Origin of the sequence: Actinomadura roseirufa (assembly GCF_900659635.1) — a bacterium.
In the GTDB taxonomy this organism is placed as follows: Bacteria; Actinomycetota; Actinomycetes; order Streptosporangiales; family Streptosporangiaceae; genus Spirillospora; species Spirillospora roseirufa.
The window spans coordinates 1-21,199 of sequence record NZ_CAACVB010000081.1 but is presented as its reverse complement, the minus strand read 5'-3'; the positions used below and the strand labels follow the sequence as shown (position 1 = coordinate 21,199).

The 21,199-nt window shown below is 69.2% G+C and carries 22 protein-coding genes; 6 read left to right on the top strand and 16 right to left on the bottom strand.

The window, feature by feature from the left end; translation table 11 throughout:
- Positions 1–76 precede the first annotated feature (76 nt).
- Positions 77–712, top strand: coding sequence for a TetR/AcrR family transcriptional regulator (locus E1291_RS18760; protein ID WP_131739118.1), 636 nt, complete (start codon positions 77–79; stop codon positions 710–712).
- Between the two features lie 16 nt (positions 713–728).
- On the opposite strand, the gene E1291_RS18755 is transcribed toward E1291_RS18760, so the two are convergent.
- The 3 genes from E1291_RS18755 to pdhA are packed head-to-tail and all read right to left on the bottom strand — an operon-like array spanning position 729 to position 4,170.
- On the bottom strand, positions 729–2,072 hold the full coding sequence (locus E1291_RS18755) for a dihydrolipoamide acetyltransferase family protein (RefSeq protein ID WP_131739117.1): 1,344 nt from the start codon (positions 2,070–2,072) through the stop codon (positions 729–731).
- A complete protein-coding gene (locus tag E1291_RS18750) occupies positions 2,069–3,064 on the bottom strand; it encodes an alpha-ketoacid dehydrogenase subunit beta (protein ID WP_131739131.1) in 996 nt (331 codons plus the stop codon). Before E1291_RS18750 ends, E1291_RS18755 begins: the two co-directional genes overlap by 4 nt.
- A 5-nt stretch (positions 3,065–3,069) precedes the next feature.
- Positions 3,070–4,170 carry a pyruvate dehydrogenase (acetyl-transferring) E1 component subunit alpha gene (gene pdhA / locus E1291_RS18745; protein ID WP_131739116.1) on the bottom strand — a complete coding sequence of 367 codons (1,101 nt, stop codon included), beginning with the start codon at positions 4,168–4,170 and terminating at the stop codon, positions 3,070–3,072.
- Positions 4,171–4,280: 110 nt separating this feature from the next.
- Between pdhA and E1291_RS18740 the strand changes: the two genes are divergently transcribed.
- Complete coding sequence (locus E1291_RS18740; protein ID WP_131739115.1) at positions 4,281–4,793, top strand: Lrp/AsnC family transcriptional regulator; 513 nt, start codon at positions 4,281–4,283, stop codon at positions 4,791–4,793.
- A 22-nt stretch (positions 4,794–4,815) separates the two neighbouring features.
- On the opposite strand, the gene E1291_RS18735 is transcribed toward E1291_RS18740, so the two are convergent.
- The 5 genes from E1291_RS18735 to E1291_RS18715 form a co-directional block, all read right to left on the bottom strand.
- Positions 4,816–5,781: a trypsin-like serine peptidase gene (locus E1291_RS18735; protein ID WP_131739114.1), complete on the bottom strand. Its 966-nt coding sequence runs from the start codon at positions 5,779–5,781 to the stop codon at positions 4,816–4,818.
- An 18-nt stretch (positions 5,782–5,799) separates the two neighbouring features.
- The gene (locus E1291_RS18730) at positions 5,800–6,129 is read right to left on the bottom strand and encodes a hypothetical protein (RefSeq protein ID WP_131739113.1); all 330 of its coding nucleotides are present in this window, start codon (positions 6,127–6,129) and stop codon (positions 5,800–5,802) included.
- A 296-nt stretch (positions 6,130–6,425) separates the two neighbouring features.
- Positions 6,426–7,967, bottom strand: a complete 1,542-nt coding sequence (locus tag E1291_RS18725; protein WP_242614232.1) for a M4 family metallopeptidase — start codon at positions 7,965–7,967, stop codon at positions 6,426–6,428.
- An 896-nt stretch (positions 7,968–8,863) separates the two neighbouring features.
- Positions 8,864–9,184 carry a hypothetical protein gene (locus E1291_RS18720; RefSeq protein WP_131739112.1) on the bottom strand — a complete coding sequence of 107 codons (321 nt, stop codon included), beginning with the start codon at positions 9,182–9,184 and terminating at the stop codon, positions 8,864–8,866.
- A 672-nt stretch (positions 9,185–9,856) separates the two neighbouring features.
- Positions 9,857–10,288: a VOC family protein gene (locus E1291_RS18715; RefSeq protein ID WP_131739111.1), complete on the bottom strand. Its 432-nt coding sequence runs from the start codon at positions 10,286–10,288 to the stop codon at positions 9,857–9,859.
- Positions 10,289–10,376: 88 nt separating this feature from the next.
- Between E1291_RS18715 and E1291_RS18710 the strand changes: the two genes are divergently transcribed.
- Positions 10,377–10,877 (top strand): nuclear transport factor 2 family protein, encoded by a 501-nt coding sequence (locus E1291_RS18710; protein ID WP_278045271.1) that lies wholly within the window; start codon positions 10,377–10,379, stop codon positions 10,875–10,877.
- Between the two features lie 438 nt (positions 10,878–11,315).
- Here E1291_RS18710 and E1291_RS18705 read toward each other — a convergent pair whose 3' ends face one another.
- From E1291_RS18705 to E1291_RS18695, 3 genes are all read right to left on the bottom strand, one after another.
- Positions 11,316–11,924, bottom strand: a complete 609-nt coding sequence (locus tag E1291_RS18705) for a class I SAM-dependent methyltransferase (protein WP_207400804.1) — start codon at positions 11,922–11,924, stop codon at positions 11,316–11,318.
- Positions 11,925–12,014: 90 nt separating this feature from the next.
- Positions 12,015–13,757: an ABC transporter ATP-binding protein gene (locus tag E1291_RS18700; RefSeq protein ID WP_242614230.1), complete on the bottom strand. Its 1,743-nt coding sequence runs from the start codon at positions 13,755–13,757 to the stop codon at positions 12,015–12,017.
- A 474-nt stretch (positions 13,758–14,231) separates the two neighbouring features.
- On the bottom strand, positions 14,232–14,537 hold the full coding sequence (locus tag E1291_RS18695) for a hypothetical protein (RefSeq protein ID WP_131739108.1): 306 nt from the start codon (positions 14,535–14,537) through the stop codon (positions 14,232–14,234).
- A gap of 102 nt (positions 14,538–14,639) precedes the next feature.
- Between E1291_RS18695 and E1291_RS18690 the strand changes: the two genes are divergently transcribed.
- A complete protein-coding gene (locus E1291_RS18690) occupies positions 14,640–15,731 on the top strand; it encodes a threonine ammonia-lyase (RefSeq protein WP_207400803.1) in 1,092 nt (363 codons plus the stop codon).
- Positions 15,732–15,918: 187 nt separating this feature from the next.
- The gene (locus E1291_RS18685; protein ID WP_131739107.1) at positions 15,919–16,596 is read left to right on the top strand and encodes a hypothetical protein; all 678 of its coding nucleotides are present in this window, start codon (positions 15,919–15,921) and stop codon (positions 16,594–16,596) included.
- Positions 16,597–16,641: 45 nt separating this feature from the next.
- Here E1291_RS18685 and E1291_RS18680 read toward each other — a convergent pair whose 3' ends face one another.
- Together E1291_RS18680 and E1291_RS18675 are read right to left on the bottom strand one after the other, a co-directional pair.
- Complete coding sequence (locus E1291_RS18680) at positions 16,642–17,037, bottom strand: NUDIX hydrolase (protein WP_207400802.1); 396 nt, start codon at positions 17,035–17,037, stop codon at positions 16,642–16,644.
- A gap of 147 nt (positions 17,038–17,184) precedes the next feature.
- Positions 17,185–17,895, bottom strand: a complete 711-nt coding sequence (locus tag E1291_RS18675; RefSeq protein WP_131739106.1) for an AfsR/SARP family transcriptional regulator — start codon at positions 17,893–17,895, stop codon at positions 17,185–17,187.
- Positions 17,896–18,268: 373 nt separating this feature from the next.
- On the opposite strand from E1291_RS18675, the gene E1291_RS18670 reads away from it, so the two are divergent.
- Positions 18,269–18,973, top strand: a complete 705-nt coding sequence (locus tag E1291_RS18670) for a hypothetical protein (RefSeq protein WP_131739105.1) — start codon at positions 18,269–18,271, stop codon at positions 18,971–18,973.
- A gap of 122 nt (positions 18,974–19,095) precedes the next feature.
- Here E1291_RS18670 and E1291_RS18665 read toward each other — a convergent pair whose 3' ends face one another.
- The 3 genes from E1291_RS18665 to E1291_RS18655 are packed head-to-tail and all read right to left on the bottom strand — an operon-like array spanning position 19,096 to position 20,693.
- Positions 19,096–19,626 (bottom strand): SSI family serine proteinase inhibitor, encoded by a 531-nt coding sequence (locus tag E1291_RS18665; RefSeq protein WP_131739104.1) that lies wholly within the window; start codon positions 19,624–19,626, stop codon positions 19,096–19,098.
- 4 nt (positions 19,627–19,630) lie between these two features.
- Entirely contained in the window at positions 19,631–19,960 is a 330-nt protein-coding gene (locus E1291_RS18660; RefSeq protein ID WP_207400801.1) for a winged helix-turn-helix domain-containing protein, read from the bottom strand.
- Between the two features lies 1 nt (position 19,961).
- The gene (locus E1291_RS18655; protein ID WP_131739102.1) at positions 19,962–20,693 is read right to left on the bottom strand and encodes a hypothetical protein; all 732 of its coding nucleotides are present in this window, start codon (positions 20,691–20,693) and stop codon (positions 19,962–19,964) included.
- Between the last annotated feature and the right edge of the window lie 506 nt (positions 20,694–21,199).

Genomic DNA, 21,199 nt, shown 5'->3' with positions numbered 1-21,199 from the left:
ACCTCCGGCGCGGCGGCCCGACAAGGCGCCCGCGCCCGGGTTCGCGCCGGTCACGCGGGCCTGACCGGCTGCGATAATGACCGCCGTGAGCAATGAGGGCGACGGCCGGACGGCCCGGCGGGGACGGCCCGGATACGACAGGGAGTCCCTGCTGCGTGTCGCGGTGACGGTGTTCAACGAGCGCGGCTACGACGGCACCAGCATGGACGAGCTGTCCCGGCGGCTGGGCATCACCAAGTCCGCGATCTACTACCACGTCGCCAGCAAGGACGAGCTTCTCCAGCTCGCCGTCGACCGCGCGCTGGACGGCCTGTTCGCCGCCTACGACGAGGCCGCCGCCGTGGAGGGGCGCGCCATCGACCGGCTGGAGCACCTCGTCCGGGCCAGCGTCACCGTCCTGGTCGACCGGCTCCCGTTCGTCACCCTCCTGCTGCGCGTGCGCGGCAACACCCCGGTGGAGAAGCGGGCGCTGGCGCGCCGCCGCGAGTTCGACCGGCTGGTGTCGGCGCTGGTCGCGCGGGCCGAGGCGGAGGGCGACATCCGCCCCGACATCGACCCCGCGATCGCCGGGCGGCTGCTGTTCGGCCTGGTCAACTCGCTGGTCGAGTGGTACTCGCCGCGCGGCGGCGCGGGCCGCGAGGAGATCGCCGACGCCCTCTGCAAGGTCGCCTTCGACGGTCTCCGGCAGGTCCGCGCCACCACCGGCGCCTGATCGGGGCGCCTTCCGGTCACAGGTGCGTGACCAGCACCTCGGGCCGTTCCACGCAGTCGGCGACGAACCGGAGGAACCCGCCCGCCACGCCGCCGTCACAGACCCGGTGGTCGAAGGTGAACGACAGCTGCGCCACCTTCCGCAGCCGCACCTCCCCTTCGAACGCCCACGGCCGGTCGGCGATCCGCCCCACCCCGAGCATCGCGGCCTCCGGATGGTTGAGGATGGGCGTCGACCCGTCCACGCCGAAGACCCCGTAGTTGTTGAGCGTGAACGTCCCGCCGGTGAGGTCCTGCGGGACGAGCCGCCCCTCCCGCGCGGCGGCCGTCCGCTCGCGCAGCGCGGCGGCGAGCCCGGCGAGCGTCAGCCGGTGCGCGTCGCGGACGACCGGCACCACGAGCCCGCGATCGGTCTGCGCGGCGAACCCGAGGTTCACCCGCGTCATCCGCACGATCTCCTGCCGCTCCACGTCGACGGAGGCGTTCAGCTCGGGGAACCGCCGGAGACCGGCCACGCAGATCCGCGCGAACAGCGCCAGCATCCCGACGCCGGCGTCCGGGTCGGCGCGGTTGATGTCCTCCTTCAGCCGGACCAGCGGCGTCGCGTCCACGTCCACCCAGGTGGTCGCGTCCGGGATCTCCCGGCGGCTGCGGGCCAGCTTCTCGGCGACCGCCCGCCGCACCCCCTTCAGCGGAACGCGCACCTCCTCGGGCTCGGCGGCCGTCCCGGCGGGAACCTCGTCCGGCTCCCCGACCTGGGCGATCGCCGCCTCGACGTCCCGGCGGAGGACCACGCCCCCGGGCCCGCTGGGCGCCACCGCGGCGACGTCCACCCCGTGATCGCGCGCCAGGCGCCGTACGACCGGCGAGATCACCCGCGGCGCCGACCCCTCGTCCACGATCGCGGCCTCCCCCGCCACCCGCGCGCTGGGCACCGACACGGTCGGCGTGCCCCCACCTGAAGCGGACCCGCTCGGCGTGGACGCGTTCACCTCAGACGCGCTCACGGGCGTGCGGGGAGTACGGCGGCGGGAGCGGCGGGCGGTGCTCGTCCCGTAGCCGACCAGGACGTTGCCCGATCCGGCGCGCTCCTCCTCGCGGTACCGCTCGTCCGGCACGGCCACGGCGATGAGCGGCTCGCCCACGCCGACGACGGCGCCCGCCTCGGCGTGCAGCCGCGTCACCGTCCCCGCCAGCGGGATCGGGACGTCCACCGCGGCCTTGGCGGTCTCGACCTCGACGACGATCTGGTCGACGGCCACGACGTCGCCCACGGCGACCTTCCACTCCAGGATCTCGGCCTCGGTGAGGCCCTCACCGAGATCCGGCAGCCGGAACACCGACTCGTGACCCTCGCTCACGCCGCGCCTCCGAGGTGACGGGTGTCGGGCACGTCGTCGCGCTGCAACCGGTCCAGCGCGTCCAGGACGCGGTCCACGTTCGGGAGGTGATGGTGCTCCAGCATCGGCGGCGGGTACGGGATGTCGAACCCCGTCACCCGCAGCACCGGCGCCTCCAGGCTGTGGAAGCACCGTTCCTGGACGCGCGCCGCGATCTCCGCGCCGACGCCCGCGAAGCCCGCCGCCTCGCTGACCACCACGCACCGGCCCGTGCGGCGCACCGACGCGACCACCGTCGCGTCGTCGAACGGCACGAGCGTGCGCAGGTCGACGACCTCCAGGTCCCAGCCCTCCTCGGCCGCCGCCCGCGCCGCCTCCACGGCCACCGGCACGGCCGGGCCGTAGGCGACGAGCGTCGCGTCCGCGCCGGGACGGCGGATCGCGGCCCGGCCGAACGGCTCGGTCCGCACCGGCAGCGCCACCTCCGACTTCGACCAGTAGAGCTTCTTCGGCTCCAGGAACACCACCGGGTCGGGGTCGTCGATCGCCTCCCGCAGCAGCGAGTACGCGTCCTCCACCGACGCGGGCGTGACGACCTTCAGCCCCGGGGTGTGCGCGTAGTAGGACTCGCTGGAGTCGCAGTGGTGCTCGACGCCGCCGATGCCGCCTGCGTACGGAACCCGGATCACCAGCGGCAGCTCGACCTGCCCGCGGGTCCGGTTGCGCGTCTTCGCGACGTGCGAGGCGATCTGCTCGAACGCCGGGTAGGCGAACGCGTCGAACTGCATCTCGACCACGGGACGGAACCCGCCCATGGCCATCCCCACCGCGAACCCGACGATCCCGGCCTCGGCCAGGGGCGTGTCGAAGCAGCGGTCCTCGCCGAACTTGGCGGTCAGCCCGTCGGTGACGCGGAAGACGCCGCCGAGCGCGCCGACGTCCTCGCCGAAGACGACGACGCGCTCGTCGCCGTCCATGGCGTCGCGCAACGCGGCGTTGAGCGCCTGGGCCATCGTGGTCACGACAGCGCCTCCTCGGCCTCGAGCTCGGTGCGCAGCAGCTCGCGCTGCTCGTCCAGCTGCGGCGTCGGCGTGCCGTAGACGTGCTCGAACAACCCCATCGGCGCCAGCTCCGGGTCGGCGTTCATCCGCTCCCGCACCAGCGCGGCGAACTCCTCGGCCCGCCGGGCCGCCGCCGCGATGTCCTCGTCGGACAGGTGGCCGCGCCGCCGCAGGTACGCCTCCAGCCGCGCGATCGGGTCCCGGCGCCGCCACTGCTCGGCCTCGGCGTCGCTGCGGTACCGGGACGCGTCGTCGGCGTTGGTGTGCGACTCCAGCCGGTAGGTGTGCGCCTCGACCAGGAACGGTCCATGGCCCGCCCGCGCGTGCTCCGCGGCCGCCGCCAGCACGGCCAGCACCGCGACGGGGTCGTTCCCGTCCACCTGCTCGGACCGCACCCCGTACCCGACGCCCTTGTAGGCCAGCGAGGGCGCCGCGGTCTGCCGCTCCAGCGGCACCGAGATCGCGTACCGGTTGTTCTGCACCAGGAACACCACCGGCGCCTTGAAGACCGCCGCGAAGTTCAGCGCCTCGTGGAAGTCGCCCTCGCTGGTCGCCCCATCCCCGACGAAGGCCAGCACGACGCGGTCGCCGCCCTTGCGCCGCTCGGCGTAGGCGAGCCCCGCCGCGTGGACGGTCTGCGTCGCGAGCGGCGTGCACTGCGGCGCGACGTGATGCCGGTACGGGTCGTAGCCGCAGTGCGCGCTCCCGCGCAGCAGCGCCAGCACCTCGGTCGGCTCGATCCCCCGCGTCACCAGCGCCATCGACTCCCGGTAGGTGGGGAACAGCCAGTCGCCCTCGTCCAGCGCCAGCACCGCGCCGACCTGGCACGCCTCCTGCCCGTGGCTGGACGGGTACACCGCCAGCCGCCCCTGCTTGGTCAGCGCCGTGGCCTGCGCGTCGAACCGCCGCCCGACGACCATGTCCCGGTAGGCCCGCCGCAGCACCTCCGGCTCCGGCGGCGCGTACCGCTGCCGTCCCCGCACCGCGGCGCCGCTGTCGGTCAGGAACCGGACCGGTTCCGCCGAGGGAAGCAGCGCCTCCGCCCCAGATCGATCCATATGCGCCCCGACCTCCTCAAACCATCGGTGGTAGGAATATGAATCAGAACGGCCATAAGTCTCAAGAGACGGTTGAAACTCAGGACGACCTGCCACCGGAGGGGCCTGCCATGGACCATCTGTCGCGCGACCCGTCTCCCCCTCCCGCGTCCGGCGGACGTTCGGCGGCGGCCGCCCTGGACGACGTCGACCGCGCGATCCTCCGCGAGCTGGAGGCGGACGGGCGGCTGTCCATGCGCGCGCTCGCCGAGCGCGTCAGCGTCTCGCGCTCCAACGTCTACGCCCGCGTCGAGCGGCTCATCGCCGACGGCGTCATCGCCGGCTTCACCGCGCGCGTCGACCCCGTGCGCGCCGGGCTCGGAACCGCCGCCTACGTCCTGGTGACCATCGAGCAGAACTCATGGCAGCAGGTCGCCGCCACGCTCCGCGAGGTCCCCTACATCCAGCATCTGGCCTTCGTCGGCGGTGACGTGGACCTCGTCATGCTGGTCCGGACGCCCGACAACACGTCCCTGCGCGACGTCGTCCTGGCCCGCATCCACGCCGTCCCCGGCGTCCGCTCCACGCGGACCTGGCTGATCTTCGACGAGTCGCCGCCGGCGAGCACCCCGATCGGGGCCTGATCGGGGTGCTCGCCGCCGGAGATCAGCTCTCGCTGAGGTCCTTGTAGGCGTCGTAGGCGACGTCGTCGAAGTAGACGGAGTACACGGTGCTCGGCTCGTTCGACAGGACGACGGACGTCACCCCGTTCACATAGCCGTAGGTCACGGTGTAGTCGGCGTACCAGGGGCCGCCGCTCGACCCCTCGGTGGTGAGGCAGTTGCGCATCTTGATCTGCTTCTTCACCGCGGGGAAGCCGAACGTCGTCGGGCCTTCACAGGTGGTCAGCCGGTCGAGGTCGTAGTAGCCGAACAGGGTCATCCTCGGCTTCTGGTCCATCGGCTTGTTGAACTCCAGGCCGAACTGCGTCACCAGATCCGACAGCTGCCGTCCCCGGGCGTCCGGCTTGAGCAGGACGAACGCGAGGTCGTTCTCGTAGTCGCCGTTCACCAGCCACTCCGGCTCGACCCGTCCCCGGATGCCCGCGAACTTCCCGTAGGGGTACGGCTTCCCCTTCTGCCATGCCGGTATGAAGAAGACCTTGTGGAGCCAGCCGACGGGCCTGCGGTTCGGTTTCTCCCCCTTGAAGATGTAGACGCTGTGCGCGGCGGTGGCGAGCACGGTCTTGCCGACGGGGCTGATGACGACGCTGGCCGTACTGAACTGGCACTTGCCGTCGTTGTCTTCCCCATAGAGCAGGCCCACGGAGTCGTTGGCCGTCGCCGACGCACCATGGCGGGCCTTCCCCTTAGGAGGAGTTCCAATGAGGCGGTGAGGCCCTGACTTGGTCGCGTGCCCGCGCCTGGCCGGGAGCCGCGCGGGGACCGAGGGCGGCTTGCCCAGCTCAGCGGCGGCCCTGGGGATCGACGCTTCGCAGGGATCGTCCGCCGCCGCGTCCCATGTCCTCTCGGCCGCCGGACGAGGCGCCGCACCGGCGTCGGGGATCGACAGCGGCAGGACGAGCAGGACGGCCGCGACGGGCCAGGCGAGTGTCCGCGTTCCTTTCAGCATGTCCGTCCTCCCGCCGGGTCAGCCGAACTTCACGCTGTGCGGGAGCGGCTCGCCGAAGGTCCGCGACTCGCCGGGGCGCATCGTGCCCTGCCCCTCCTCGCAGTCCCTGTCGTTGAAGATCGTGGCCGTGGTGTCGGTGCCGTTGACGGCACTGGCCGCCCCCTGGAGCAGGAGGTAGCACTCGCCGGTCTGCGGATTGTTGATCTCCAGGTCCCCGGACTCGGGCGAGACGTAGGAAAAGGTCCCCGAGGCGGGGCGCGTTCCGGCCGTGGCCATGCCCGTGAGCAATACGGACACGGCTCCCGCAGCCAGAGCCGTCCGTCCGAGGCGGGTGAGCGTCTTCGTCATGGTTCTCCTCCCCGATCCGGATTCGACTGTGAACGACCGGTGCTCGGAGGGCCACAAAAGTTCCTCTCAGTGGACCGCGGATTACAGTCCGTACCGACGGCAGGGGATCCCAAAACGGGTGCAGACAGCGAGACGCCCGGTGCGGGGGCGGGGACCCGCACCGGGCGTTGTGGGGGACGGGGCGGACTCGACGGTCCGCCGCTCACCGGCCGCATGCCGCGCGCCGGGACTCGTCCCTTCTCTCGGTGATCTCGCAGCTGGTCAGCACGGGCCGGCCGAGGCGCGTGCCACCGGCATCAGCAGGCGGGCTCGCCGCTCTGCGCCGGGACGTTGATCGCGGACCAGGCGGCCTTGACCGCGTTGCACTCGGTGGGCGACTTGGAGTACAGCGACTTGGCGGCCTGGATGGTCGCGACGCGGGCACGCGCGTGGGTCCAGCCCGTGACCTTGCGGCTCAGACCACCCATGAAGATCTGACCGGCCTTCTGGATCCCGACGCCGGTGACCGTGGAGTTGTTACAGGTCGGGCTGGTCGGGTTGCCGTTGGTCGGGTTCGAGCCCTCGGCGAGCAGGTAGAACCAGTGGTTCTGCGGGCCGGCGGCCTTGTGGACCTCGGTGTTGGGGATGGACGAGGAGTAGCAGTTCGGGTCGCCCTTGGCGGACGGGTTGTACATGTTGCGGATCGGGCCCTGGCCGACGAGGTCGACCTCCTCGCCCACCAGGTAGTCCGGCGGGTCCAGGTTGGCGGGCTCGTTGACGTAGTGCTCGGTCAGCGCGCCGAAGATGTCGCCCGCCGACTCGTTCATCCCGCCCTTCTCGTTACCACCGGAGTCGCCACCGGGGGTGTTCGTGAAGACGGCGTGACCGTTCTCGTGGCCCACCACGTCAATGGACGTGGCCTGCTTGTTGTTGGCCTGGTTGTGGCCGAAGTTGGTGTAGCTGCCGTTCCAGAACGCGTTGACCTGGTTGAGACCCACGCGTGCCGGGAAGCCGCGGCCGTTGCCGTTCGTGCCGTTGCGCCCGAGCCATGCCTTGAGCATGTCCCATTCCTTCTGCACGGCGTACAGCGTGTCGACACAGGCCGTCTCAAGGTCGGTGCCGCTGCCGTTGCCCCAGGCGCTGTCGGTGCCGGTGTAGGCCGACCCGCCCTGGCCACCGCACTGGTGACCGGGCCGCGTGGAGTCGGTCATCGACGTCGCCGCGGTGCTCAGATCGACGGTGCCGTGATAGAAGCTGCGGTCGTCGGCGGCGTCCCGGACCTCGTCGAAGGTCTTGACGACCTTGCCGGTCCTGGCGTCCACGAACACGTGCAGCTTCGTCTCGGCCCTCTTCTGGTAACCGCTCACCACGGTCTCGTACGCGAGCTTCCCGGAGCCCTCCGCCAGGACGGTGAGGCGGGGGGTGGTGCTCTTGGTGACCTTGGCCACGCGCGCCCGCGAGGTCTTCGCGGCCTGCGCGACGGAGATCGTCGCCTTGGTGCCGACGTTGAGCTGCGTGGTCTGGTTGACCGACGTGCTCTGCACACCGCCGTCGGCGTCGGTGGTGACGACGAAGTCACCGCCGAAAACCGGCAGACCGTCATAGGTCCGCTGGTACTCCACGTACTGCAGGCCGCGCAGCCCGGACGTGATGTTCGTGCGGAAGATCTTGTCCTTCGGCGCCTTCTTGAAGGTCGCCGGCGCGGCGGCCACGAAGGTGTCGGCGGACACCGCGGCCAGGGCGCGGGGGTTCGGCTTGGCGGGCGCGGTGCGGGCGGTCGCTCCCATGGCGGGGACGGACATCGCCACGGCGAGGCCGGCCGTCAGCGCCGCCGCCCCGATCGCGGTCTGGTGTCTCACAGGGAGTGCTCCTTCCACGGGCCCGGCAGGGGGCGCCTGAAGCCTTACTTGGGGAGCGCTCCGCGACACCCTTGCCTGCCGGGCGAGGACTGGGGACGTGCCACTCATCCGAATGAGCTGTCCCGAAGTGCACCCCGTCGCGCCGGAACATGTCAATGCGTTCAATGGCCCATGAATTTTCACAGCGGCGGGCCTGAACCGATTAAACCCGAGCGATATGCCTGCTCAACGGCACCCCGGGTGGAGGAGAGATTCCACGCCGGGACGAGGGGAATCAGCGGCCCTTGATAACGGCCAAGGCGCACTCCGCTCCCCGGCGATCGCCAGAGCCGGCGGTGTCCAACAGGACGACGAGGGGAAAATCAGGCGGGCGCACGCCACCGCGGCCGCGCCCCGCACCACGGAGCCACCCAAATGCGCGGAGGTCATGTTCCAGTACCGTGACCAGGATGTATGTCCCTTTGGACGCGCTGAGGCCGTCTCCACGCTCGCCGATTCAGCGCGAACCACAAACTTTCCCAAGCAAAACCAACAAGACCGGATCGGCTTAAACCTCGAAGAGCCGAAAAGCGCGCCTTCGGCACAGCGGCGTCCAGACGCTCCACCCGGATGGCGACTCTCTGAAGCCCGTCCGCACCCAGGGGAAATATCACGTGCTCGGCGGTCCGGCCTTCAACGGCCCTCCCGGAGAACGCCGTCTCCGGGGCCACCGTTCGATCGTGCGCGCAGCCGCCCGATTCCTTGAGCCCGTCCCCATGCAAGTCCTGAGCGCCGTCATTTGCGACTTTGGCAAGGACTCACAAGCAGTACGGCACAGGATGAGCACTCCATGCGGCGGACGATCCCGCCATCGGCCGGCCCGCCGCGTCCGGGCCGCGTCCGGGTCGAGGTCCGGGTCAGCCTCCGCCGTCGCCGTCCCGCCGGCCGAGCACGGCCCGGCACGGACCGGGCGGCGCGGAGCCGCGTGCCGCGAACAGCACCAGCCCGGCGAGCGCCGTCCCGCCGCCCGCAGCGAACAGCACCAGCGCGGGCACCCGTACCAGTGACCGCACGTCGCCGCAGTCGTGCACCAGGCCGAGCGGCGCGACCCGTTCGGACTCGGCCGAGCCGTGGAACGCCGACCCGCACGCCACGCCCTGGCTCGACAGCGGCACGAGCCCGGCCGCCAGCCCGGCCGTGAACGCGATGGCACCGGCCCAGATCAGCGCACGCCTCATGGACGCAACCCTGACAGACAAATCACCGTCCGGCGCCAAATGGTGACCGCATGTAGCCAAGCTCTCCGAAACAACGCCGACCTGCGCAATCTTGCGCAGGTCCACGAACCGCCGCCGCTCGCCGCCCGGCCGTCCCGGAGCCGAACCTTCGGCCTTGTCCGCGCCGCGTCACCTACCGTCACCTTCTTCGGTCGGCGCACCGACGAACCCATCTTCTTCACCGGGGCAAGAGAACCGTTTCATCAGCGCTCTGGCCATCCCCGCGCCGCACCGTCGGCACATCGGCACCGCCCGCCCCAAGCCCGCACCTCCGCTCGCCCATGGCCACCGCGTGGCCACCAATGGCCAAATGGCGTGACGCTGAACGGGTTCGGACCTCAGGTCCAATCGTCCAAGGAGAAGGATCAGCGGGGGGAAGGAGGCCACTCCGTGGCCGTCACACAGTTCACTGCACCGTCCGACCGTGGCCCAGGGGGCTCGCCCCCTGACCGGGCTTGTACGAGCGCGAATCGCTTCGCGTGACGGCTGAGGAGCGCTGTTCGCCGGCTCCCCTGCCCGGGGCTCGATCAGGCGGGATGGGTTTGGCGTGGCGTGGCCTGCCTCTGACCGTCGAGGCGATCGCGCGGCGCGCCGGGGTCGCCAAGCAGCGATCTACCGCTGGTGGCCGAGGAGCTACTCCGTCTCCGTTCCGGCTGAGCCCGGCGCACTCGCGGAACCCGTCTTCGGGGCGCCGGTCAGGTAGCCTGCCCGGCCCTCTTCGTCGAGATCGAACGGGTCCCTGGGAATGACGCAGAACTCGTTCCCCTCGGGATCGGCCATGACGAGGAAGCCGCCCGTGTCGTAGTCGGCCAGCCGCCGTCCGCCCAGCGCCTCCACCCTGGACTGCTCGGCCGCCGGATCCTCCGACTCCAGATCCAGGTGCAGCCGGTTCTTTCCGGCCTTGGGACGGTCGGCGCGCTGGAATCCCACGCCGAGGCCGTTCCCGCGCTCAAGCCAGACGTACGGCCCCGTGCGGCCGACGATCGGCCGGCCGAGAAGCTCACTCCAGAAGGCCGCCAGCCGCTCCGGATAGGCGGAGTCGACGATCACGCAGTTGATGTCCATGGCCGCCGTTCTGCCCCCATGCGGTCCGTTTTCACCGCACCGAAGATGACTCCGAGCGCGCGGGCACTCGGCCGCCGGGCCGCCTTCATTGACATACGAAGTCGCCACTCCGTATATTCGGAGTCTCCACTTCGGTACCGTTTCGCGCCCCCGGAGGCATCATGACGCCCACCCTCGCGAAGTCTTCCTCGAACTCGTCTGGGGAGTCTCAGAAGGCCGCTGGGACGACCTGCCCGAGTTGTACGCCGACCAGACCTGCGTGGAGCATCCGTTCGCACCGCACGGAGACAAGCCGCTGCGCACCCGCGAAGAACTGCGGGAGCACTTCTCCGCCGGTAAGCGCATGCCCCCTCTCCGCCAGGAGCCGGCGAACATCACCGTGCACGAGACGACGGATCCCGAGGTGATCATCGGCGAATTCGAGTACCGCGGGACGACCGAGAACGGCACCTCGTTCCAGGTTCCCTGCATCTTCGTGCTCCGCGTCCGGGACGGGAAGATCGTCGCATCCCGCGACTACATCGACCACATTTCCTCGGCCCGCCGCCGCGGCGCCCTCGACGAGCTCATCGACACCATCCGAACCTGATCGCGCCCAGCCCCCTTACTGGGACGGGCACGACCCGAAGCCGCCGACGGCCGCCCGATCTCGTAGGCGCCCCGGAGAAAGTTCGACCGCACAATTGTTGCGACAAATCTCCCCGCCGGCCAGATCACGCCTGCATGAGCAATTGCTGGAAGTGAGCCCTGGCTACAGCGTCCAGCAGGTCAAAGATAAATACGGCGCTCTGTGCGTTTAGCTCCACACGGGCCTGCTACGCCGCATGCGGACGGGCTTGCCCGAATCAGCCGAGCACGGAGAGCAGGAGCGAGAGGACGAAGCGGCGATGCGTCTCGTGCGCGCCGCCGAGGAGGAGTCGGGCAGAACCTGCGAGTCCTGCGGCAATCTGGGCCGGACCGGGGGGCCTCCTGGTACACGACCCTGCGCGACTCCTGCGCCGCCCCCCAAGTAGAACCCGCCCTTCCCCTATCGCTGTGCCCGGTCCGCCGGTTCAAAGCCGAGGCTGCTCCATCTCAGGCCCGGTCGCCCCAGTGTGTCGGCGCCGGACCCGCGGTGGAGCAGCGCCAGCCCCGCCTCGGCCGCGATCGCGACGGTCTCGTCGGCCGACACGTCGAACATGCGCCGTCCGGGTGGCACCGGCCCGTGCCGAAGCGTCATCACGACCCTGCCGGCCGGTGCCACGAGAGCGGCGATCCGCTCCATCGCGTCGCGGCGCTCCTGAACGTCCAGGTGCATCCACACCGCGGACAAGAGGATCACGTCGAACCGGGCCGTCCGGGGAAGGGCCGCCAGGGTGGGCAGCGCATCGTCCACCCACTCGATCGGCTCGGACGCGTGCAGCCGTTCGCCCTGGGCTCGCAGCTCGGCCGTGGGCTCGACCGCGACCACCCGGTGCCCGGCGCGCGCCAGCGCCGCGGCGTCACGGCCCGACCCCGCGCCCACGTCCAGGATCCGGCTCGCGACGTCCGGGAACAGGTGCAGGACGTCCCGGTGGACGTCCTCGAAGACCAAGCCCTCGTACTGCCGTGCGAGCACCCCGGCGGCCTCCGCGTAGCCGACCGTACCGGCGATCACTACCCCAGCCCCCCGCGTCCCACTGCGCGCCATCGGCCACGACGGCCTCCGCCGAACACTACAGACGGCGGAGCATCGCGGGGCTGCGCGTCACTCGATCGCGGGCTGCGGGCTCCCGATCAGGCCGGACGGCGATCCGAGCGGCTCCGGCACGGCGCCACCGGTGAGAAAGCCGCCGGACTGGTGATGCCACAGGCGCGCATAGGCGCCTTCCGACTCAAGAAGCTCCTGGTGGGAGCCGTCCTCGACGATGCGCCCCCGGTCGAGGACGATCAGGCGGTCCATCCGCACGACGGTGCTCAGGCGATGCGCGACGACCAGCGCGGTGCGGTCGCGCATCAGGTGCCACAGAGCCTCCTGGACGAGCATCTCGCTCTCGGAGTCCAGGGCGCTGGTCGCCTCGTCCAGCAGCAGGATCGGCGCGTCCCGGAGGATGGCGCGGGCGAGCGCGACGCGCTGCCGCTGGCCCCCGGAGAGCTTGACGCCCCGCTCGCCGATCAGCGTGTCGAAGCCGTCCGGAAGGCCCTCGGCGAACTCGGTGACATGCGCCGCCCGCGCCGCGGCCAGGACCTCGTCCTCGGTGGCGCCCGGCCGGGCGAAGGCGATGTTGTCGCGCACCGACCGGTGGAACATCGCCGGCTCCTGCGGGACGTAGGCGATCAGGCTGCGCAGGTCGCTCTGGCGCAGCCGGGCGATGTCCTGCCCGCCGATGAGGATCCGGCCGCCGTCGACGTCCATCAGACGGAGCAGCAGCCGGGTGAGGGTGGTCTTGCCGCCACCGGACCGTCCCACCAGGCCGATCTTCGTCCCGCTGGGTATCTCCAGGTCCAGCCCGTCGAACAGGGGCGATCCGCCGCCGTGCGCGAAGGACACCCGCTCGAACCGGACCGCCGCGTCCACCGGACGCAACGGCTCGGGGTCCGGCGGGTCGAGGACGGTCGGCGGCGCCAAGAGCAGCTCCGTGAACTGCGCGGACTCCGTCAGCGTGCTCTCCAGCCGCCGGTAGATCTGGTTGAACTCGAACATGACCCGGGTCGCGCTGGTGTAGTAGGAGAACGTCACCACGATGACCTCCACCCCGAGCCCGCCGCGGAGCGCCACCGCCGCGAGCAGCCCGAGGCAGCTGGTCAGGATCGACATCGGCGCCACGATCGTGTCGACCCGGAGGTTGCCGTAGTCCCACGAAAGCAGCGACAACCGTCGCTGCTCGGCGACCCGGCGCCGGAACTCCACGGCCTCCCGCTCCTCGGCCGCGAACGCGCGGACCATGTCCATGTTGGTCAGAACGTCCGCGACGTGGCCCGACACCCGCATCTTGGCCGCCTCCCGCTCGTCCACCAGCGCCTGCCGCCGGCGGATGAACGGGCTGACGACCAGGCCGGTGAGGACGATCAGCCCCACGAGGACGAGGACCAGAAGCGGGTGATACTGCCACAGGACCACCGAGGCGAAGCCCAGCGGGATCAGGCTGCCCATGATCGAGAACGTGAGGGTGTCGGCGAAGCTCTCGAACCCGTTGGCGAAACTCAGGATCCGCTTGGTCAGCGAACCGGCGAAATTATCGTGGAAGAACGCGGTGTCCTTGGCGAGCAGCTCGTCCATGCCGACCGTGCCGAGCCACTCGGTGCCCGCGGAGTCCGTCCGGTTGAGGAAGTGGAACCCCAGCCGCCACAGCGCCTCTCCCACCACCATCAGGCCGGCGAAGCAAAGAATGTAGGGGAGCAGCGAGGCGAGATCGTCGTGCCCACCATGCGCCAGGTGCCCCACCAGGGCCGCCACCACCAGCGGTGACAGGTAGCCCAGGCACGTGTTCCCGAGCGCCGGGAGCGTCACCGCGGGAAGTGAGATCTTCCACTGACGGCGCAGCGTCGCGCCGTAGTAGTACAGAACCAGAAAAACCGCCCGTTTCCGGGTCGACCGGCCGTCCCGAGAGCCACCCCGCACCCCTGGCACAGCCACCCACCCTTCCACGCCGCCGGTGACTCCATGCTGCCCCGATCCACCCGGCGCGGGCGACCCCTTTTTCGCGCGGACGCCTGCGGCCAATCCCGCGACAAGCGAACGGCGAGGTCGTGAAAGAGCGCCCGCCGAGGGAACGGGCGCCAGGGATACATGATCAGTGACCTGCGCTTACACAAGCCTGGCGCCCGAGCCACCCTCCGGACGACAGGTTTATGAGGTCGGACCGCCCAGCGCGCTTCGAGGGGAACTGGGCCGCGAACCGACGCTCGGAGACCCGGCTGAACGACACAGGGCGCGAAGCCCCGACCGGCCCCGACGAAGGTCACCGCTCCCGTAGGACGCGGTTCAGAGGGGGCACTTCTTCACGACGAAGGAGACGTTGATCGTGCCACCCGGATAGGCGTGGAGCGTCCGCGAGGAATCCAGCAAATCCGAAAGCGAAATGTAACTCCCCTTGGCCGGATCGGAGGTTCCCAACTCCGCCTGCAACTCCGTCTTGATGACGGAAGAGGGCTCCTCGAAACAGGGCTTGATGATCTCGGGCGGATCACTGGGATAGAAGATCCGCAGCGGGCCCACATCCGGCCCTCTGAAGAGATTCGTCGTCTCGGTCGGCGGCGTCACCCCATGGAACCCGTATTTCTGCGTCACCAGACCGGACGCCCCCGCCTCCAGGACGGCGGAGCCGCTGCAATTCCGAAGGGAATCGCGAGGGCACCCGTCATCACGATCGCCGTACGCCTGGTCTTCACCATGACCACCGAAACTCCAAAACAATGGCTCGCTCCAACCCGACAACACTTTCGCGGAACTCCGTCGGACCGGTCCATCCCCAACGGCCCCGAAAATGGAACGGCATCGGCGGCACTACGCTGCTGTGCCGTGCAGGAGACACGCCTTGACACCGCTCGGATCCGAGCGGCTCGCCGCGTCATCGACCCGACTTTCCTCGATACTCCGCTCTACCCCTGTGAGGGGCTGGAGCCCGCCCTTGGATGCGAGGTGAGCATCAAGCTCGAAACGGCGAACCCGGTCCGCAGCTTCAAGGCGCGCGGCACCGAGCTCGTCGCGAACCGGCTCACTGGCACCGCTTCGCGGGCGGTGGTCTGCGCCAGCGCGGGCAACCTCGGCCAGGCCCTCGCGTGGTCCGGTCGCGCCCGTGGGCTCGACGTCACCGTGGTGGCGTCCCGCTTCGCGCCCGCGGCCAAGCTCGACCGCATCCGCGCCTTCGGCGCCCGGGTGAAGCTGGTGGACGGCGACTTCGACATGGCTCGGGAACGGGCGGCGGCCATCGCGCGGCGCGACGGCATCCGGCTGGTCGAAGACAGCCTGGACATCGAGACCTGCGAGGGCGCGGCGACCATCGGCCTGGAACTGGTGGACACCGAGCCGAGGTTCGACACCGTCCTGATCGCCCTCGGCGGCGGCGCACTGGCCACCGGCGTGGGTCACGTGCTGAAGGCGCTGGCACCCGGAGTCGAGGTGATCTGCGTCCAGCCGCTGGGCGCACCGGCGATGACACTTTCCTGGCGCCGACGACGCGTCGTCACCACGGACGCGACCAACACCATCGCCGACGGCGTCGCCGGCCGCCGTCCCATCCCGGCCGTCCTGGACGACCTGCTCCTGGTCGCAGACGACGCCATCCTGGTCGAGGAGGCATCGATCACCGCCGGCATGAAGCTTCTCCTCCACCACGCCGGCCTCGTAGTCGAACCCTCAGCCGCCCTAGGCATCGCGGCACTACTCGAAAACCGCACCCGCTTCGCCGACCGGCACGTGGTAACCATCGTCTGCGGCAACAACGTCGACCCAGACGCCTACCACCGCTGGATCGCCGGCTAACCCGCCGAGATACACCGCCCCCATCGCCCCCCACGACGACTAATTGCCTCCGGCTCGTCCACCGCATACCCCACCAAGCCACCGAACACCCACATACCCGGCGGCGCACGTCCAGATAAGGACATTGAGTAGAGAAGTCACTCTTGGGATAGTTGGCGACGAGCCCAAATCTGCGCATCGTTGCACCATGGCGCATTACTGCGATGTGGAAACTCAGAACGGCGGCGGTTGCCGACGTCGGGTAAACGCCGCAACCTGCAAAGACCACGTGAACGGACCCGTGCCGCGAAAGAAGAGCGAAGGCAACTGGACACCCCTTGGGTCCCGCAAGCCGCTCCTCCAAGCATCGCCGTACCAGGCGTCGCAGACCGAGACGGCCCCGGCCGATAATACTTTCGTCACCCTCTCGGACACGGTCGCCATCGTTCAGCAACTCCCACGCGACTGGAAACGCAAGATTGCGGAGCAGTCGGCGCCAAAGGTCGGCTTAGGAGCATGGGAGGATTTCCTGCAAAAACAGAGAACCACTGGCCTCTGCCTCCCTCTCGCCCGGACGGCACGCGAGCTCCTCGATATCAAGGCGAGCGTCGGCCAATTGCCCGGCGACGCGGCCGCCGGCGCCGCACGCCGCGCCGGTGCACCACCCGTCGTCCAAGCGATGGCCGCGAAATTCGCTTCCGGACTGGGCGTCACAGGAGCGATCGAACAGAAGCTCGCCGCCACTGCCCACACCTTACGAGTCCTCGGCGTTTTCGCCTGCGCTATCACGGACGCCGTTCCGAGCTGCCAATGCCTCAGAGACCTCGTGGCGGAGAATATGTCCCGCGAAGAGTTCGAATCCAGGCTATGGCACCTCCAGGGCTGATAGGAGGACAGCATGGAGAGGGAGGCAGTCTTAGGGACTGAGGGTTCAGTGGAGCCGGCCGGCTTGATGGAGGTGATCGAAGATGATCTGGTCGACGGGAGATACGCGATGGCGGTCGGCGTAGGTCAGCCAGGTGACCTCTTCGATCTCGCTGGCGGGTGTCGGTGTTCCGTGGTGGGCGGCGGTATAACAGGTCATCTGGACGGTAACGCCGTCGGCGTGACCGTGGGCCTGGGCTTGAAAGGTACCCAGGTGTGCGGCGGTGCCGGGCAGGATGGTCACGGCGAGTTCCTCGTCGATCTCCCGGACCAGGGTGTCGACGTCGGTTTCGCCGGGCTCGCGCTTGCCGCCGGGGATGTAGTAGACGCTCTTTCCTCGTGACCGAGTGCTGAGGATCTTGCCCGCGTCGAGGTGGATCCAGGCGATCTTGTCGATCATCATCTGTCGTCTCCTCTCTGGCGGCCTGATTGCCTGAGGGCCGCCCCAGTAGTCTGCCGTTGATGATCGCTCCCGCGCAGACCGACGCGACCAGCTGGGGTACGTTGATCAGCGCGCCAGGGAAGCGGCTCGGACGATCTGTCACGACGATCAGCGCGCATCCGTCGGGCGGGCGATGTCGGTGATGAGTTTCCGGAACGCCGGGCTGGGGTCGGCCTCCAGGTGCCGGCGCGCCAGTTCCTCGAAGTGGAGATACGCCCTGCGAGCCCCGATCGTGTCGCCTTCATGAAGGTAGGCTTCGACGAGAATACGGTGCGGCCGTTCCGCCAGCTCATCGACGTCGGCTGCCGCGGTGGCGAGTTCGGCGGCGATTCCCGTCTCACCGATCTCGATGTGGGCGAGGGCCAGCCTCTCCAGAGCGAGTTGCCGGAGACGATCCCAGCGGGCCTGTGCGTCCAGTATTTCCTCGTCGGTCACACCACGTAGCAGTTCGGTGCCGAGAAGCCGGGGGATCATCGGGTCCATGACCGGTAACTCTGATGTTCTACCGGGAAGGACGTTGGAGGCGATGGCCTCCGCCGCCCGGTAGTCGACGGCAACGGCCTCGGCCAGGGCCAATCGGTCATGGCTGGCCACAATGAGGGCATCCCTCGTGTGGCGTCGAATTCTCCAGAGCAACTGCCGCAGTCGCTTGGCGCTCTGCCCGGGGGCCTGGTCGGGCCACAGCCGCACCCGGAGCGCTTCTCGCTTGACGCCCTCGTTCTCGAGCGCCAAGTTCATGATCACTCGAGAGGTCTTCCGGCCGAGCTTGAGGTCACGGTCTCCCACCGAGCAGGCGAAGTCTGGGAGGAGCCGGACCACGACATCCTGGTTCTGCGCGGGTCCCCTAGCCAAGCGATCACCTCGAAGTGGTCGTCGACGTCACAGCGCTGCCGCCTCAGAAGGAGGCTGGATCCATGCCGTTCAAGGCTCCCGCGGCAGCCCGTCCGGAGACCCTGATTCGACGCGATCGTCGCTTGACATGGAGCCATAAGCCCGAGCGATCACCATATTGGGCAGCCCTTCCGTACCGCATCGTGGCGAACACGTAATCGCACGGCAGGTCCGACTCGGATTCCTACGTGTGAAGCAGCCTTTTCCCCTCACCGGACAGCCCAGGTCAGCCTGCCGGCAGATCGAGCGAGATTTTTCTCCATGCGATGACCTGGCCAGAAGACGCGGCGGAAGACGGTTGGTGAGTGAACTGGAAGACGTTGAGGTGACGGTGAAGGACACGGTGCCTTGGTTGTGTGGTCGCCGTCCGACCGAAGAAAGGAATCAGGGCATGGGAAACACGTTGATGCGGTCACTGTCCGTGCTGGCGGTGGCGGGCGCCTCGCTCGCCCTCGCCTTCCCGGCAGGAGCCGCGACCGGCAGCACCGCGCAGCCGACCCCCCAGGGCACGGTCAACGTCCAGGGCCGCCTCCATCACGTGCCCAAGGCGCTCGCCGACGAGATCAACTCCCAGGACTGGGGCGGCCTGACCGCCGGCCAACTCGCGCAGGCTGGAATCCGGCCGGGGATGCAACCGGACTCCGCCGAACTCGCGAAGGCCGACGTGACCTTAGAGGCCGCTCAGAAGGGACCCGTGGCGCGGGCGGGAAAGTACAGGGCGCACACGGAAAGCGCGCACGGCTGCAACAAACGCGTCTGCATTTACGTGTGGGGCAAGAAGCTCAAGGTCCGAGAGTGGGACTCCACGGCCGCGAATGGCGGATACCGCTGCACTTACGTCGCGTACTGGGCGGCGGGCAAGATCATCGGCACCAGCAGGCAGGTCTGCGGCAAGAGCAGCTTCTACTCGGTCTGGGCGATCAACCGATCGTTCAAGAACAAGACCAAGCTGTGCAACACCTGGGTCGGGCTGGCGGGAAGGCCGTGTGAGACGGTCCACCGCTGACGGCCTCGGATAGGCGAATGAAGGCTCCCCGGTGCCGATCCCGCTGGAACTCGGCACCGGGGAGCCTGGCTTTCCGAACCCATGGTGACCCAGTCGAGCGTCCCTTGGCGCGGGAGTTCAGATCATCCGGTCACGGCACTCGGCGTCTCACGGCACGTACCGGCGGTGGGCAGGTTTCCGGGAGTGCCGGCGAACGCGCACGGTCCCTGCGGATCGAGCAAAGGGCGCAGCCGCTGCCATCGCTCCTCCTGACAGCCGTCGCTTCGATCGACGCTTGTGCGCACACTGCGGCCACGCCAGGTCCCGCTGATCGTTGCGCGCTGCTGGCCGTAGGTGACCCGAGCGCAGATTTTGCCGCGGCCGGGTTCGGCGAATGGCCGGGACAGGGAACGCAGATGTTGGCACGCAGTGCGAGGATCGGTGTGGAATCCCTCGTCGGGATCGCAGGTGAGCGTCCAATGGACGCGTGGGAGGCCAGGCCGAAGAGAATCCACGGTGATGGTCAGTTCTCCGGTCAGGCGGGTGGACGAAGCCCGGTACGACGAGATGCTGCCGGCCTGCGACTCGGGTGATAAGCCGACAAGGGCCAGGAAAGGACCGCTAAGGGCGACGATCGGAATGGCCAAGGCGGTCCAGCGGCGGCGGGACATCATCTGATCAACTCCTGTCTTCTTGGTTGTTGTGGAACTGGCGGAGAAGGTCCTGCATGGCCGACAGTTCGGCTCGGAGCGCGGAGCGTCCGCTTCGCGTGATGCTCACCCACGTCCTGGGCCGTCGCCCCTCGTATCCCTTCTCCACTTTGACGAGACCGGCGTCGGAAAGGACGGTGAGATGCCGGGACAGGTTTCCCGGGGTCAGCGCGAGGGTCTCGCGTAGGAAGGAGAACTCGACCTTGCGGGCTTCTGCGGCGATGGTCAGGATGCCCAGGCGGTGACGCTGATGGACGACGTCGTCGATCCGGGTGGTCGGATGGGCCGTGGCAGGCACGTCATTCACCGCGTCCGCCCCCCCGCCTCGTCAGCAGCGTGATCGTGCCGCCGCCGAGCAGCACCGACGCCGGCAACAGGACCGTCACCACGTCGCTGAGCGTCCGCCCGCTCCCCTCCTCGGGCCAGCCGAGGCGGAACAGCAGGTTCTCGGCGTGATAGATCGACACGAGCAGCGAGACGGCGCCGAAGACCATGACGATGACCAGAAGCAGCCGGCTGCGCTCGACGCCCGCCAGCACGAGCAGACCCGCCGCGACCACGGCGAAGGCCAGCGTGCCGCGCAGGCCGGCCGGCCATCCCCAGACCGGCTCCAGCGCGGGCACCATCTGCGACAGCACCGGCAACCCCACGACGACCGCCGTGCCCACGACCCCGGAGACCACGAAACCCGTCGTGGGAGCCCACACTCCCGACCGGTGCGCATGACGCCGATACCACAGGACGCTCAGCAGGTAGCCCAACCCGAGGGCGATCAGCCAGTACCAGCCGACGATCGGGGCCTGCCCCGGCTCCATACCGGACAAGCCGGGCAACGGGCTGGAAAGCGAGCCCGCCGCCGGACGTCCGGCGGAACCGGCCCCCGCGGAGAGCGGCGCCGCACCGGCCATCAGGACTCCGAAGATCAACAACGGCCCCTCGGACGCCCGCCGCGCCCACCGGGTCCGCTCGCGCAGCCCGGCCAGGCCCTCGAACGAACCCACCGCGTTCCCCGCGGCTCCAGCACTGGACATGACGTCCCCTCTAGGTCGCCAAGAGATCTGAACACTCAATAGCTTGGCATCGCAAACTTGTTTGGGCAACATAGTGGACGAGATCGCTTCCCGACCGAGAGGCCCAGGAGAACCGTGAAGCGGAGCAGCACAAGGTCACGACCAGTGCGCAGTGCGCTCAGGCGGCTCTTCACCAAGCTGCCGACGACCCGACGACGCCAACACGCACAGGAAGACCTGGAACAACGAGTCCACGACCCCCGCGGCTGGGGAGACCTGACCACCGAGGAGCTCCGCCGAGCGGGCATCACCCCCGGGCAGACCCCCGGCAACGCCCCCGGCCCACGAGCCGTCGCCAGAGCCCCCAAGGAACAACCCCCGAGCAAGATCGACAGCGCCCCAGAAGAGCCCCCATAACAACCCGACCCCTAGTACTACAACGACAGGTTGTGATCAACTCGCGTCGGATGGTTGGCTGTGATGTGTGGTCATCAGCGACGTCGAATCGTGGTCCCGGGAGTTTTCTG